Below are 14,569 nucleotides of genomic sequence, written 5' to 3'. Positions count from 1 at the left end.
AAACTTTTCCCCCAACCAACCGGTCTTTGCGCAGGTCAATGCGCTTGCCAGCATGTCCCACTCATTTGGCAGTGTAACGCAATGGGGCTTGTAATATTTTGTTGCGCAACTCGCCTACGCGCTGCTACCGTTTGCGACTCATTAGTAGCATATTTGAATAGAATATGCTAGAGAATGCATCACACTATACGAGGCACCACCGTCAAGCTTTTGGCAAGCTAATGTTATGCACACCATAAAGCCCGCGCTCATTCTGATTCCGCTGGCAGATATTGCGGACGGACGCAGCATAAGGGCCCATGAGTCTATAAGCTAGCCGCCGTCCCGCATATGCATAATAAAAAAGGCCCCCGCAGAACGGGAGCCTGTAACAAAGCAATAACAAATCGCTCGGATTGTACTACTCGCAGAGCGAAAGGGCAGCCTCGTCAGCAACGACGACGCAGTTGGTGTGCAGCTGCAGGATCGAAGCCGGGCACTCGGGCGTAACCGGGCCATAGCACATATCGTGCACAGCCTGAGCCTTGGCCTCGCCGTTGGCGACGACCAGGATCATGCGGGCATACATGATGGTCTGGGTACCCATGGTGTAAGCCTGGCGGGGAACGTCGTCGATGCTATCGAACAGGCGGCTGTTGGCCTGAATGGTGCTCTCGGTGAGGTCGACGCAGTGCGTACCCTTGGAGAAGTGGTCATCGGGCTCGTTGAAGCCAATATGACCGTTATTACCAATGCCGAGCAGCTGCAGATCCGGGTAACCGGCGGCAGCGACGAGCTTATCGTACTCGGAGCAGGCAGCGGCGGCATCGGGGTTGGAGCCATCGGGCACGTGCGTGTTATTCAGATCGACGTTGATGTGATCGAAGAAGTTCTCGCGCATGAAGTAGTGATAGCTCTGGGGATCATCGTGCGAAAGGCCGCGATACTCGTCCAGGTTATAGGTGCTGACCTCGGAGAAGTCAATATCGCCCTTCTTGTACCAATCGGCGAGCTGCTTGTAGGCGCCAATCGGAGTGGAGCCGGTGGCAAGACCGAGCACGCAATCGGGCTTAAGGATAACCTGCGCCGAGATGATATTGGCGGCCTTGCGGCTCATATCCTCGTAGTCTTTAGCTTTAATGATCTTCATTACGCATCCTTTCTCGTAGAAGAGAGGCAAGGCTCCCCTTACAAGCACTTGCCCGCGGCCTGCGTCGGCCGCAACCAACGTGTGCGGCCACCAGGGCGAGGTCGCGTAATGTATGTATCTCGTGTCTAGCCGCGTCGAGGCCCCTGCCCGTCCACGGTGACCCGAAGCCTTTTAGCCTCGGACATTTTTCATCTTGCCACGAAGGGCGCCCTCTTTCAAGGGCGCCCTCCGTAAACGTGTTTGAATTGTAGGCCAAAGGGCAAGCGAACGAGTTAGCGCTCGCGAGCGACGATGAGCTGATCCATCTCCTCGACATGCTCGCCGACGGAGCCCTTGATGCTCGAGAACTCAACAGAGTTGCACACCAAAATGGGAACCGTCACATCGTAGCCCTCGGCCTCGATTGCCTCGCGTTCAAACTCGATAAGCACATCGCCCTTATGGACGATATCGCCCACCTGTGCATGCACGGTAAAGTGTTTGCCCTCGAGCTGAACGGTATCGAGTCCAACGTGGATTAAAACATCCAAGCCATCGACCGTGTTGAGCGCAACGGCGTGTCCCGTTGGAAAAATCGCCTCGATCTTGGCATCCGCAGGTGCAATCACGCGCGTGCCCGTAGGCCGAATGGCAACGCCTTGGCCCAAAAGGCCCGTGGCAAACGTCTGGTCGTTAACCTCGGAAAGCGGAATGACATCGCCCGAGATGGGAGCATCCAGCGTAAGGACCCGACCACGCATACCAAAAGACCTTAGGACTTTAGTGAACATGCTCCCCCTTGGACATACCAATAATCAAAACCAGTTTTAGTAGTTTACCACTTGGCATTGGTTTTTGACCATTAGGGAAGTTCGCGCTTGACAACCTCGACGATGTCGTCAACGACACGCTGAGTCAGCTCGTGCGTCTCGGCCTCGGCCATCACGCGAACCAGCGGCTCGGTACCGCTCGGGCGCACCAGGATGCGGCCGCGACCGTTAAGCTCCTTCTCGGCGGCAGCGACAGCGTCCCAAATGGGCTGGCAATCGTCCAGACCGGCCTTGTTGTCGGAATGCACGTTGACGAGCACCTGCGGGTACTTCTTCATGATGCCGGCAAGGTCGGTGAGGGTGCGGCCAGTGCGCTTGAGCACGGCCAGCAGCTGCAGCGCCGTCACCAGGCCATCGCCGGTGGTGTTGTGCTCCAGGAAGATGATGTGGCCGGACTGCTCTCCACCGATAACGGCGCCGTCCGCGAGCATGCGCTCCAGCACGTAGCGGTCGCCCACGGCGGTCTGCACCATCTCAAAGCCCTGTTCCTTCATAGCGATGGAAAAGCCCAAGTTGCACATAACGGTCGAGACGATCTCGGAGTTGGCGAGCTTGCCGCGAGCGGCGAGGTCAGAGCCGCAGATGGCCAGGATGTAATCACCATCGATCTCGTTGCCCTCGCTGTCCACGAACAGCACGCGATCGGCGTCACCGTCGTGGGCCAGGCCGATGTCGGCGTGGGTGCGCAGCACGAGCTCGCGCAGGGGCTCAAGATGAGTGGAGCCGCACTCGACATTGATGTCGGTGCCACAGTAGTCGGTATTGATGGCGTGGACCGTAGCGCCCAGACGCTGAAGCGCGGCAGGCGTGGTCTGGCAGGAAGCACCGTGACCGCAGTCAACGGCAACGACCAGGCCGTCGAGCCTAAGGCCGTCGAGGGTGCTGATAGCGTGGTCGACGTATGCCTTGCGAGCGTCCTTCATCTTGATGATGTGGCCCACACCGGCGCCGGTCGGCAGCGTGTCGGCAGCCATGGCCTCCTCGGACATGACCCAGGCGCTGATCTCTTCTTCAACGGCATCGGGAAGCTTCATGCCCTTGCGGCTAAAGAACTTGATGCCGTTAAACTCCGGCGGATTGTGCGAAGCGGAGATGACGATGCCGCCGTCGAGGTCGTTTTGGACGGTGAGCAGCGCCACGGCCGGCGTAGGGATAACGCCGCAGCAGTGCGGGCGACCGCCCTCGGCCATAATGCCAGCGGTCAGAGCGCTCTCGAGCATGGTGCCCGAAAGTCGCGTGTCGCGGCCAACGCAAATGTCCGGACCAAGGAACTTGGTCGCCGCACGGCCAAGGCGAAACGCGAGGTCGCACGAGAGGTCGGCGTTGGCGACGCCACGGACGCCGTCGGTGCCAAAGATGTTCTGGGGCATAGGATCGCTCCTTCCCAAGTGGGCAAAACGCACTCGCCCACCCTAGTCGAAAAAGAAAAGCGGGACCCGCCGAGCAATCGGCAGGCCCCGCTTGTACATTGTATCTCGTAAGGAGAAAAACCTTAACGCTTGGAGAACTGGGGAGCGCGGCGGGCCTTCTTGAGGCCGTACTTCTTGCGCTCGACCACGCGAGCATCGCGCGTAAGGAAACCGGCCTTCTTGAGGTCAGCACGGTAGTCGCCAGCGTTCAGAAGAGCGCGAGCGATGCCCAGGCGCAGAGCGCCGGACTGACCGGAGATGCCGCCGCCATCGCACAGAGCGATAACGTCGAACTGACCGGCGGTATCGGTCACCTTGAAGGGAGCAAGGGCGTTCTCAACGAGCTGATGACGGCCGAAATACTGCTCGGCGTCACGCTTGTTGATGGTCACCTTGCCGGTGCCGGGGACGAGACGGACGCGGGCGACGGCGTTCTTACGACGGCCGGTACCCTGGTAGACAACGGTGTTCTCAGCCATCTTTAAGCCTCCAGCTCAATCTTCGTGGGGTTCTGGGCAGCATGCGGATGCTCGGCACCAGCGTAGACCTTAAGCTTGGTCATCTGGGCACGGCCGAGGGTGGTCTTGGGCAGCATGCCGCGAACGGCGCGCTCGATGACCTTCTCCGGGTGCTTCTCCATAGCCTGGTGGAAGCTCTCAGCCTTGAGGCCGCCGTTGTAGCCGCTGTGGCGATAATAGGTCTTCGTGTCGGCCTTGTTACCGGTAAGCTGGACCTTATCGGCGTTGATGACGACAACGAAGTCGCCGCAGTCGCTGTTGGGCGTGAACTGGGGCTTGTTCTTACCGCGCAGGATCATTGCGATCTGGGTGGCAAGACGGCCCAGGACAGCACCATCGGCGTCGACGAGAACCCAGTTGCGCTGGACCTCGCCCTGCTTGGCGTAGTGAGTCGATTTCGAAATCACTTAGACTCCTCCATGTACAGTACGTGTTGTTACAGAGATTCACGGGGCTCTGCAAGTAACCCGTCTATATTACCCCGCCCGTCGCCCGAGTCAACAGGTATTTTGGCTCTGACCAGACTTTCTGCACATGTCGTCCATCGGTAATGATGTCGCGACGCTAGCGCTCGACAAATGCCTCGATATCACTTAGCAGACGCTTTGCCTCCTGACGACCCTGAATATACAGGTCGAGAAGCTTTGTCGGATCGTGCTCGACGTGACCGACCTCGACAGGCTTTTGCGGGGCAACGACCAGCGCGCGGCCCTCGCGCTCATACTTCCACAGATGCATGCGCTGGATGTTATAGCGGTCGTGGCGCGTCTCAATAGCCTCGAGCAGATAGGGGTAGTCGGCATAGCGGGCGCGTGCGGCAGGCATAAACTCGTAGGGCTTTTTCTCGTACGAGCGGTCCTGCGTGACAATGACAACCGCGCGATCGAAGCCGGCCTCCTCCAGCACGTGCTCGATGGGGACCGAATCGGCTACGCCGCCGTCGACGTATTTGTGCCCGTCGATCTCGACCGGCGGCGTCACCAGCGGCAGCGACGTCGAGGCGCGCACGGCATCGAGGTCGAGCACGGCGCTTTTGACCGGCAGGTATGCAGCGGTTCCAAAGAGCATGTCCGTCGCGACGGCGTACATCTCGATGGGGCTCGCGTCGAATGCCTCGTTATCAAAGGGATCCAAGCGGTCCTGGACATCGTTGAAGATGAAGTCGTAACCCACGATGGAGCCCGTGGACGCAAACGATGCGGCACCCATGAAGCGGTTGTCGTTGCAGAAAGTCAGGTTGATGCGGTTGGCACGGCCGATCTGGTGCGACTTGTAGTTCACGCCGTTGAGGGCGCCGGCCGATACGCCATATACTGCCGGAATCTCGACGCCGGCTTCCATGAGGACGTCGAGCACACCCGCGGTAAACTGCCCGCGAAAACTGCCGCCCTCCAAGACGAGCGCGACCTTGCCGGCGTTCTTTGCCTTATCTTCTGCCGTCATGTTGACCTCCTACTGTTTCGTTTTGGCCTTCTTCTACCCAGTTTTGAGATGGCGAGCGCATGGGTTTTGGAGTTGAGTAGGACGGGGCGGCTGGCGGAAAGCGCGTCCCGTTCTGGGGGGCGATTCCGGGATGGACTTTCCGCCAACAACCCATCCGGAAAATGCATCCCATTCTGAGCGTAGATTCTGGGATGCAACTTCCGCTTGAGGCGTCAACGTGAGTAGTCAATTTGGGACGGGGCTATTTTAGCTGCCCTTTGACTGTCGACGAATTATTGGGGACCGGAACTAATATCGACTGGCTTATAGGAGTAGCTAAAATAGCCCCGTCCCAAATTGACTACTCCACCTTGTAGAGGCTTTGCGCGGAGAATCCGCGTATTTGCTTCGCAAATCAGCACCGGCTTCGGCCGCCTGCCGGTGTCCTCGCCCGCGGGCTAAAAACGCTTACGCGTTTTCTTTACGCCCGCGCCCTGCATAGAGTTCGATTCTCCGCGGGTTTGGGGTTCCGTTGATGCGGCGCATGGCAGGCTGAGATTCGATAACATCGCATCCATATGAAGTCGAGGCTTTGCGCGGAGAATCCGCGTATTTGCTTCGCAAATCCGCACCGGCTTCGGCCGCCTGCCGGCGTCCTCGCCCGCGGGCTAAAAACGCTTACGCGTTTTCTTTACGCCCGCGCCCTGCATAGAGTTCGATTCTCCGCGGTATCTATAAGTAATAAAAAAGCAGGTAGGTGCGTTTACCTACCTGCCTGTAGCTATTGGTGGAGGCGCGGAGAATCGAACTCCGGTCCACGAAAGCCCCCTGATTGGCATCTCCAAGCTCAGTCGCTGGTTTAGTCTCGGACGCTTTGCGCGCAGCGACACGCTCGCGGCATCCCAACCGGTTCGGTCTTAGCCCGCGCCATACCGATTACGTGCGCGGGAGCATTCCCCTAACATGACGTCGCGCCGGTGTCGGGGAAATCACCGGGTTGACGCGCCGCTATAAACTAAGCAGCGAGAGCCATAGGCTCAAAAGAAGAGTTGTTGTCAATTCAATTTGACGGTACCCCTGTTTAACGAGGCGAGGAGACCTCGGCTTGCTTCCTCTCTCAGAGCTATCGTGTCGAAACCAGTCGCCCCCGAATGTTGGGAAAGTCTGGATGGTATCGGGCCTGCAAACACCCGATAACCGTCGACTTTTCAAGGAACACGCGGGGTAAACCCCGCTCGTGGATAGCTATCTTACCACGTTCTAAAGGCAGACACCTGCTCTATGCACGAGCTGTGAAGACCCTAATGTGCGCCATACTTCGCATTTTTGCCACTGAACGCGTCACGTATATTTTCGCCAAGCAAAATTGACCCGTCGAAAGGACCGTTATGGATACCAAGCAGCAACTCATCAATGCCCTCGCAGGCCTGGGCTCAACCATTACCGAAGCCATGGATGTCATCGAAGGCTTTGTCCCCTGTGGACATCCCGCCCTCACGGTATCGAACGCCCTTGTTGCGCTGGACGCTGACGATGATGCAGCTCTCGCCCAGCAGTTTGAGACCGTCGCGGGCTTTATCGACCACGTGAGCGAGAACCGCGGCGTGGCCGCCTACCACGGCATCGAGGTCGAGCTCGCGGGTCCCAAAGCCGATCTGCTTGCAGCAATCCGCGAGGTAGGCGCCCTTATGCAGACCGCAGGCGTCAAGAACACCCAGGTCAACGAGTGGGTCTACCGCAGTCTAGCAGCACTAAACGATTCCGACGAAAAGGCCGCCGAGAAGCTCGTCGAAGCTCCCGTCATCAAGGCAGCGCTTTTGTAATTAAAGGATGCGTGGCCTTCTGAGCGCCGACGTTCCGAAGGCCACGCAAACAGTTCGCGCTAACCGATAGCCGCGCCACCACGTTCGGCCAAAGCTAGAATCGGCATCATTTGGCGCGGGGTCTTTGCTGCAAGATCGGCATGTTCGAGCAGCTTGCGATTGTTGGTCACCAAGTAATCGATCTGCGCGCGCTTGCACGCGGCGAGCACCAAGTTGTCCTCGTAATCGCGATGGAGCGCTAAGTATTTGTCGGCCAGCCAAAGGTCCGATGCATCTGCACCCACGGCCGTGGCGTTTTCGGTCACGTTCCGAACAAACGCCAACGCCGCATCGCCAATTGCACGGACAGATGCCTCGTCGAGCGCTCCCCCGCCGGCAAGAACGCTACGCTTCAGCTCGTGTTGGACAACGTACAGCACGTCCTTGGCGATATGCACCGGAAAGAACAGCAATGCCCCCGCCTCCGTCGCCTGCCCAATAAACGCACGCGCGGCAAGCGACTCGCTATGGTCGGCGCAAAACGAATCGACCCATACGTTGGCGTCCACCATGATCTTAAGAGGGCCTCCGCTCACAGGATCATCCCCTTTTGGCGATAATGCTCATCCATGGCTTCGGGATAGACTATGTCCCAGCTGCGGTCATCAGACGCAGATGATGTATCGATGCCCAGGTCCGCGTAAAGCTGATCCGCCGCCGCCCATGATGCGACAAGCGGCGAGGTGGCACCAGCACTAGGCAGTTAGTCTTCAACGGCCGACAACACCTCTTCGCACGAACCGCCACCCTGCGCTACCTTGGCCACCACCTTTTTGATGAGCTCGGTCAGTGACCCGCCCGAAAGCCGCAGCGCCTCCTCGGCACGGTTCTTGACCTGGCGATCCACGCAAACGTTCACCTGCGCCATGCCGCTAGCAGCACCCACGGCGCTCTCGCTCCCTTCAATTGCTATCCTCGATAGCAACACTATATAGAGACGCTATCAATTGAGGTCAGATGCAAAAGGCCTGCGCCCGGACGACACCGATGCCGTCTGGGCGCAGGCCAGATAACGTGGGCAAACACGTCTGCTAACGCAGGTAAGCCTTCGCGTTGCTCGGGCTGTAGGCGATCGTCGAGCCGTTGTGCAGCAGCGACGATGCCTGCGAGGCAATCGCGCCGGTACTGCCCAGTGCCAAGAGCGCCGAGTTGGTGAGCATCACCTTAGAGTAGGAGCTCGTCAGACGATCAACGAGGCCCTGGCTCATACGGCGCAGGCGCACGATCGCAGCAAGATCCGTATCGGTCAAAGTGCGCGGAACCGATGATGGCGCGACGCCCTTCGATTAACGAAGTGATGCCGTGCGCCACGATGTACTCGACGGCAGCATGCCGCACGCAATGCCCTGCACGCAGGCATTCTTTACCGGAGCGCTGGCGAGCAGCTTGATGCCAGCCGTACCAAGCAGAAAACCGCCACCGACAAGCAGGGTGTTAAACGTCGGCTTCTTCATGTTGCTTCTCCCTTTTGCCGCATTGGACACGGCACGGTGCCTCAGCACCCAAGTGAATAAGTTTGCATGAGCACACTTTTGGATAAAAGTTAAGTGTGACTAACTATTAAGGTCAAAAATGGTTAACTTTCTGGAAATCTTAGGGTGCAGACCGGCCGACTTTCGACAATCCGTCTGCCGCAACGTACATCTCCGGCATCCAAGAAAGACTCTCCCCCGTCCCAGCAAATCGAGGTCTAATACTTTTCCCGAGAAGTGAACGAGCAAAATCGGACCCCTGAAGCATCCGCATTTTTTAGTAACAAAACCGCAGGGAAAACTCGGCAAAACCGCAGGAAACAGCGTCCAAATAGTGTCGATGCTTCAGAGGTCCAAATAAGGTCGTTCACTTCTCGGGAAAAGTATTAAGCTTCGCTTTCCACAGCCCAAAAATGTGACCAAGGGACCGTCCCTGCGCCACATCCACAAAAAAATGAGGGTGCCAACGGCACCCTCATTCACCAAATTCCATTTAGCCCCGACTGACCAGAACGGCCGAGTCGCCACGGAACCCGGGAGCCCGGCAGGGCGGGCGCTTGCTCAAAATGAGTTACCTTCAAAAACAATGGGCGCGCCAACGGCGCGCCCATTCACTCTATTTCCATTCAGCCCGACTGACCAGAACGGCCGAGTCGCCACGGAACCGAGGGGCCGGGCGCAGGGCCTTGCCTCTCAATGAGTTCCGCACGAACAGGAGGCGCCAGTGGCGCCTCCGTCGTGAGTCAGGACTGTCCGAAATTGAGAGGCAAGGCCCTGCGCCCGGCCTCTCGGTTCCCGTTTACGAGAGCGACGTTCTCAGCAACTCGTTGAAGAGCTTCGGGTTGCCCTTGCCGCGGCTCGCCTTCATGCACTGGCCCACCAAAAAGCCGATGACCTTCTGGTTGCCGTCACGATACTGCTGTGCCTGCTCGGCACAGTTTGCCAGTACCTCGTCCACAATCGGCTGCAGCGCGCCGGCATCGCTCACCTGACGCATACCGCGCTCGTCGACGATCTTGTTGGGGTCGTCGCCGGTCTGGGCCATGGCCTCAAAGACCTCGTGAGCCTGGTTGGAGCTGATGGCATCGGTCGCCAGCAGCTTGGCAAGCGCTGCCACCTGAGCCGGCGCGATGCCGGACTCGACGAGCGACACGCCCGCGCCCTTAAGGTAGGCGATCATCTCGTTCACCAGCAAGTTTGCAACCGTCTGGGCCTCCTTGCCAGCCATACCGGCAGCGGAGGCCTCAAAGAACTCGGCAAACTCCGGGTCACCGGCGATTTGCTCGGCATCGGCCGCCTTAATGCCAAAATCGGCCTCAAAACGGGCGCGCTTGGCATCGGGCAGCTCGGGAATCTCACCTCGGCAGCGATCGATGAACTCGTCGTCCAGATCGAACGGCGCCAAGTCGGGGTCGGGGAACAGACGATAGTCGTCGGCCGTCTCCTTCACACGCATGACCACGGTGCGCTTGCGGCTGGGCTCCCAGTGGCGGGTCTCCTGATAGATAATGCCGCCCTCCTCGAGCACCTCGGCCTGGCGGCAAATCTCGTAGGCAAGGCCGTCGTGCAGGCTCTTAAACGAGTTGAGGTTCTTAAGCTCGGTTTTGGTACCCAGCTTGGTCTCGCCGCGACGGCGCAGCGACACGTTGCCGTCGCAGCGCATAGAACCCTTCTCCATGGAGCAGTCCGAAATGCCCAGCGTCACAAAGATGCGACGGAGCTTTTCCATAAACAGGCGAGCCTCCTCAGGCGTACGCAAGTCGGGCTCGGTGACGAGCTCGATCAAAGGCGTGCCGCAGCGGTTGTAGTCGACGAGCGACTCGGCGGCGGCGGTAATGCGGCCCTCGGCACCGCCCACGTGCACCATCTTGGCAGCGTCCTCCTCCATGTGGATGCGCAGAATGCGGATGGGCACCGTGTAGGAACCGTCCTCGCGACGCTCGGGCATCTGCAGGTTGGACGCGTCATAGCTGGCCAGATGGCCGGCACGCTGATTGCCCTCGCGCATGGTCGACGTCATGGACGTGGACAGGCCCTCGGCGTTGGCCGAGGCGCTCGCCAGGCTCTGGGCCTCGGCCTCGCCAAACGCACAATCGGGGCGCTCTGCAGCGCCGCGACCAGTCACGTCCAGGTCCAGGTGACCGTACATGGCAAAGGCGACCGGACCCTGCGTGGTCTGGAAGTTCTTGGCCATATCGGGATAGAAGTAGTGCTTGCGGTAGAACATCGAGTGGCGCTGGATCTCGCAGTTGGTGGCGAGGCCGGCCTTAACGATGCTCTCGATGGCGCGCTTGTTGGGCACCGGCAGGGCGCCGGGCAGGCCCAAGCACACCGGACACACGTTGGCGTTGGGCTCGTCATCGTGGCTGAGCTTGCAGTTGCAGAACATCTTGGTATCGAGTGCGGTGAGCTCGGTATGAATCTCCAGGCCGATCACGGCCTCCCAATCCTGCAGGACCTCGGAAAGCTCCTTCATTACAGCTCGCCTCCCTTCCCGGCAAAATCGGGTGCGACGGAAAGCGCGGGCGCACCCGTGGCGGCATCGGCAAAGCCGCGCTCCAGGGCGCGGGCAAACGTGAGCAGCTGACGGTCCTTAAACGCCGGACCCACCAGCTGGGCAGAAACGGGCAGCTGAGTATCCTCGCCCAAGCCCAGCGGCACCGAGATACCACCGTTGCCGCAAATGTTGAGCGAGATGGTGTACAGGTCGGAGAGGTACATCTGCGTGGGGTCGCTGATCTCGCCAAACTTAAAGGCCGTGCGCGGCGAGGCGGGCATGAGGATGGTGTCCACCTTGGCATACGCGGTGTCGTAGTCCTGCGTGATGAGCGTGCGGGCCTTTTGCGCAGCGTAGTAATACTTGTCGTACACGCCCGAGCTCAGCAGGTAGGCGCCGAGCATCTGACGGCGCTTGGCCTCGGCGCCAAAGCCGTGGGCGCGCGACAGCGAGCTCTGGTCGGACAGGTTGGCGCAGCCCTCCTCCTGATAGCCGTAGCGAATACCGTCGAAGCGGGCCAGGTTGGAGAACGCCTCGGCCGGGCCGATGACGTAGTAGGCGGCGATGGCGGCATCCAGGTGCGGCAGGTCGACCTCGACCAGCTCGGCGCCCTGGTTCTGCAGCTCCTGGGCGGCGCGCTGAACAGCGGCCTTGACCTCGGACGTCAGGCCCTCGGCCTCCATAAACGCGGGGATGATGCCCACGCGCTTACCCTCGATGCTATCGTTGAGATGCTCGGTAAAATCGACGGCGCAATCCTGGCTGGTGCAGTCGTAGGGATCGTGGCCCGCGCCGGTAAGCGCGTTCATGGCCAGCGCGACATCCTCGACCGTGCGGCCGAAGGGGCCCACCTGGTCGAGCGACGAGCCAAAGGCGACCACGCCGTAACGGCTCACGGCGCCATATGTGGGCTTAAAGCCCACCACGCCGCACAGCGACGCCGGCTGGCGAATGGAGCCGCCGGTATCCGAGCCCAGCGAGAGCGCGACCTCGCCCGCGGCGACGGCGGCAGCGGAGCCGCCCGAGGAGCCGCCGGGCACGCGCTCGGTATCCCAGGGGTTGTTGGTGCGGTGGAACGCCGAGCTCTCGGTGGAGCTGCCAAAGGCAAACTCGTCCATGTTGGCCTTGCCCATGGGCAGGCAGCCGGCATCGAGCATGCGCTGGACGCAGGTGGCGGTGTAGACGCTCTCGTAGTTCTCGAGCATGCGGGAAGCGCAGGTGGTGCGCGTGCCCACAAGGTTCATGTTGTCCTTGATGGCCAGCGGCACGCCCGCGAGCGGGGGCAGCGGCTTGCCTGCGGCACGATCGGCATCCACGCGCGCGGCGGCCTCGAGCGCAAGCTCGGGCGCCACCTGCAGGAATGCCTGGACCCCGCCCTCGCGCGCCTCGATGGCGGCAAGGGAGGCCTGGGCCACCTCGGTAGCGGTAAAGTCGCCAGCGGCAACGCCCGTGGCAATCTGGACAGCGGTAAGGGAATCGAAGCTCTGCGCCATTACTCGCTCTCCCCCTCTCCCAAAATGGACGGCACGCGGAAGTAGCGGTCGCGCGCGCTGCCGGCGTTTTCGAGCGCGACGTCGAGCGGCAGGTCGCGCTCGGGCTCGCGCAGGTCATCACCCATCACGTTGGACAGGCTTCCGATGGGATGGAACGTGGGCTCCACGTCGGGCAAGTCATATTGCAAGACGGGCTCGAGCATCTGGACGGCATCGTTCATGTAGGACGTCATCTGGGCGAGCTCGTCATCGGTCAGTGCGATCTTTGCGTACTCGGCGATACCGCGCACGTCTTTCTCGCTGAGTGCCATAGGCGCTCCCTTCCGCATAACAGTTAAACCGCTCTAGTATACAAGGCAACGCCGGCTTGGAGCAGGCGCTTTACCCAAATGCAGCGAAAACGTAACGAGGGTGGCGGTTGGCAGGCGGCGGGCCGGCGGTTCTGCAGCGAAACCGCACCGTCCATAGCGAAAACCACCACAAAGGTGCCTGGCCCCTTTGTGGCGGCCGGATCCGCAGGATGGCGTGACCCGGGGCGCAAACCATCACAACATTCGACGTTATTCGGCAAAATCGCGATTTTCATCGAATGTTGTGATGGTATTTACTGCTTTGCGGCACGATCCAAATGCCGGCGTCCAAACAGCAGCAGTGCCGCGGGAACCGCCGTCACGACCATACCCGCCCCGATGAGCGTCTGCTGCACGCCAAACGTCGCCGCCAGCCACGGGGCAATCGCCAGCGGCGCCACGCCGGCGAACATGTTGCCAAAGCCCATGACCGAGTTGACGCGACCGAGCTGCTCGAGCGGGGCCGTCGTTTGCACGATCGTGTTGTGGAGCGGGTTGACGATGCCCCAGGCCACGCCCAGGGCAATCTGGCCGACGAGGGCTACGCCCACGTACGGTGTCCCCACATAGAGCAAACTTCCCAGGCCCACGGACAGAAGCGCCACAAGCAGCGTCTTAAGGTTGACCAGGTGCGGCGGCAAGCGGAGCGCGACCACGGCGCCCAGCACCGCGCCCACGCCGCAGGCAGACGAGAGCCAGCCCATCCACTCGACACCGACATGCAGAACATCACGGTAGAAGAATGACTCCAGCGGATCGAAGGCGCCATAGCCAAAGTTCGAAAGGAAAATAATGCAGAACAGCAGGGCGAGGACGCTGTTGGTAAAGACTGTCTTGATGCTGGTCACGAAGGTGACGCGGGTGGATTTATTGGAGTCGGAGCTTTGAATGGCAGTACTTGCCGTTGTGCTGCTATCCGCGGGAGCACTTTCGCGCGCGGCGACGCGACCTGCTTGCGGCCTAAAGCCCCAACCGGCGACGAGCGCCAGTACGGTAAAGATCATCATGAGCAAAAACACCGCGCGTGACGATGCGGCCGCCGCGACAAAGCCGCCCAGCGTGGGGCCGACGATAATGCTCACGTTGGAGAGCATGGCGATGGCGGAGTTGATGCCTTTGAGCTCGACGGGGTCGTCGGTGAGATACGCCGGATAGGACGTGGCGACGGGCTGGGCGAATCCTATCACAAAGCCCAGGAGCACCGCGCCGGCAAGGACTGTTCCGGTCGCGCTGCCAAAGGCGAGGATTGCCGCGCCGGTTGCCAACGTGCCGAAGATACTCGCCCGGAAATGCCGGCACGGACCCCAAGCGTCAAGCGCCGCTCCACCCGCAAAGGATCCCAGGATCACGAAGACGTTCATAAACAGGACGGCCAGCGATGTCGCCACGACCGAGGCATCGTCTGCATAGGTGAGTGTTCCGATGACGCCGATGAAGTAGCTGGTCTGAAAGCCGGTATATATGAGGAAGCGCATTGCCACCAGGTGCTTAGCCTGCGCGGACAACGAAGGGTGAGGTTTTGAGAGAAGAGATACGAGCACGGAGACTCCTCGTTTCATACGAATACGGGCGGTGGACATTCGTCGCCGTCTGTCAAATCAATCTATC

Annotated in this window: 15 protein-coding genes and 1 other RNA gene; 1 reads left to right on the top strand and 15 read right to left on the bottom strand. The window is 60.2% G+C overall.

Going from position 1 to position 14,569, the window contains the following annotated elements; all coding sequences use genetic code 11:
- Positions 1–400: 400 nt before the first annotated feature.
- The 7 genes from nagB to ssrA all read right to left on the bottom strand — a co-directional run bounded on the left by nagB (position 401) and on the right by ssrA (position 6,436).
- Positions 401–1,129 carry a glucosamine-6-phosphate deaminase gene (gene nagB, locus ACTM86_RS06175; protein ID WP_441016422.1) on the bottom strand — a complete coding sequence of 243 codons (729 nt, stop codon included), beginning with the start codon at positions 1,127–1,129 and terminating at the stop codon, positions 401–403.
- A gap of 272 nt (positions 1,130–1,401) precedes the next feature.
- Positions 1,402–1,869, bottom strand: coding sequence for a PTS sugar transporter subunit IIA (locus tag ACTM86_RS06170; RefSeq protein WP_427719420.1), 468 nt, complete (start codon positions 1,867–1,869; stop codon positions 1,402–1,404).
- Between the two features lie 101 nt (positions 1,870–1,970).
- Positions 1,971–3,308 (bottom strand): phosphoglucosamine mutase, encoded by a 1,338-nt coding sequence (glmM, locus tag ACTM86_RS06165; RefSeq protein ID WP_154517985.1) that lies wholly within the window; start codon positions 3,306–3,308, stop codon positions 1,971–1,973.
- 122 nt (positions 3,309–3,430) lie between these two features.
- Entirely contained in the window at positions 3,431–3,826 is a 396-nt protein-coding gene (gene rpsI, locus ACTM86_RS06160) for a 30S ribosomal protein S9 (RefSeq protein ID WP_022094634.1), read from the bottom strand.
- 2 nt (positions 3,827–3,828) lie between these two features.
- A complete protein-coding gene (rplM, locus tag ACTM86_RS06155; protein ID WP_370450665.1) occupies positions 3,829–4,272 on the bottom strand; it encodes a 50S ribosomal protein L13 in 444 nt (147 codons plus the stop codon).
- A gap of 157 nt (positions 4,273–4,429) precedes the next feature.
- Complete coding sequence (locus tag ACTM86_RS06150; protein WP_441016419.1) at positions 4,430–5,308, bottom strand: patatin-like phospholipase family protein; 879 nt, start codon at positions 5,306–5,308, stop codon at positions 4,430–4,432.
- Positions 5,309–6,072: 764 nt separating this feature from the next.
- Positions 6,073–6,436: a transfer-messenger RNA gene (gene ssrA / locus ACTM86_RS06145) on the bottom strand.
- Between the two features lie 239 nt (positions 6,437–6,675).
- Between ssrA and ACTM86_RS06140 the strand changes: the two genes are divergently transcribed.
- Positions 6,676–7,110, top strand: coding sequence for a hypothetical protein (locus ACTM86_RS06140; RefSeq protein WP_441016416.1), 435 nt, complete (start codon positions 6,676–6,678; stop codon positions 7,108–7,110).
- Positions 7,111–7,169: 59 nt separating this feature from the next.
- On the opposite strand, the gene ACTM86_RS06135 is transcribed toward ACTM86_RS06140, so the two are convergent.
- The 8 genes from ACTM86_RS06135 to ACTM86_RS06100 all read right to left on the bottom strand — a co-directional run bounded on the left by ACTM86_RS06135 (position 7,170) and on the right by ACTM86_RS06100 (position 14,502).
- Positions 7,170–7,685, bottom strand: a complete 516-nt coding sequence (locus ACTM86_RS06135; protein ID WP_441016413.1) for a type II toxin-antitoxin system VapC family toxin — start codon at positions 7,683–7,685, stop codon at positions 7,170–7,172.
- A 167-nt stretch (positions 7,686–7,852) separates the two neighbouring features.
- Positions 7,853–8,035, bottom strand: coding sequence for a hypothetical protein (locus ACTM86_RS06130; protein WP_441016410.1), 183 nt, complete (start codon positions 8,033–8,035; stop codon positions 7,853–7,855).
- Positions 8,036–8,180: 145 nt separating this feature from the next.
- Positions 8,181–8,399: a hypothetical protein gene (locus tag ACTM86_RS06125; protein ID WP_441016407.1), complete on the bottom strand. Its 219-nt coding sequence runs from the start codon at positions 8,397–8,399 to the stop codon at positions 8,181–8,183.
- Between the two features lie 36 nt (positions 8,400–8,435).
- A complete protein-coding gene (locus ACTM86_RS06120) occupies positions 8,436–8,603 on the bottom strand; it encodes a hypothetical protein (RefSeq protein WP_441016404.1) in 168 nt (55 codons plus the stop codon).
- An 817-nt stretch (positions 8,604–9,420) separates the two neighbouring features.
- Positions 9,421–11,097 (bottom strand): Asp-tRNA(Asn)/Glu-tRNA(Gln) amidotransferase subunit GatB, encoded by a 1,677-nt coding sequence (gene gatB, locus ACTM86_RS06115; protein WP_427795986.1) that lies wholly within the window; start codon positions 11,095–11,097, stop codon positions 9,421–9,423.
- The gene (gene gatA / locus ACTM86_RS06110; protein WP_441016401.1) at positions 11,097–12,611 is read right to left on the bottom strand and encodes an Asp-tRNA(Asn)/Glu-tRNA(Gln) amidotransferase subunit GatA; all 1,515 of its coding nucleotides are present in this window, start codon (positions 12,609–12,611) and stop codon (positions 11,097–11,099) included. The genes gatB and gatA overlap by 1 nt, the downstream gene beginning before the upstream one ends.
- Entirely contained in the window at positions 12,611–12,922 is a 312-nt protein-coding gene (gatC, locus tag ACTM86_RS06105; protein WP_035136890.1) for an Asp-tRNA(Asn)/Glu-tRNA(Gln) amidotransferase subunit GatC, read from the bottom strand. Before gatC ends, gatA begins: the two co-directional genes overlap by 1 nt.
- A gap of 293 nt (positions 12,923–13,215) precedes the next feature.
- Complete coding sequence (locus ACTM86_RS06100) at positions 13,216–14,502, bottom strand: MFS transporter (RefSeq protein ID WP_441016398.1); 1,287 nt, start codon at positions 14,500–14,502, stop codon at positions 13,216–13,218.
- Positions 14,503–14,569: the final 67 nt, after the last annotated feature.

Source organism: Collinsella sp. HCP3S3_E11 (genome assembly GCF_052067375.1).
Lineage (GTDB): Bacteria > Actinomycetota > Coriobacteriia > Coriobacteriales > Coriobacteriaceae > Collinsella.
The sequence above is the reverse complement of the archived record's forward strand: the minus strand, read 5'-3'. Positions and strand labels throughout refer to the sequence as shown.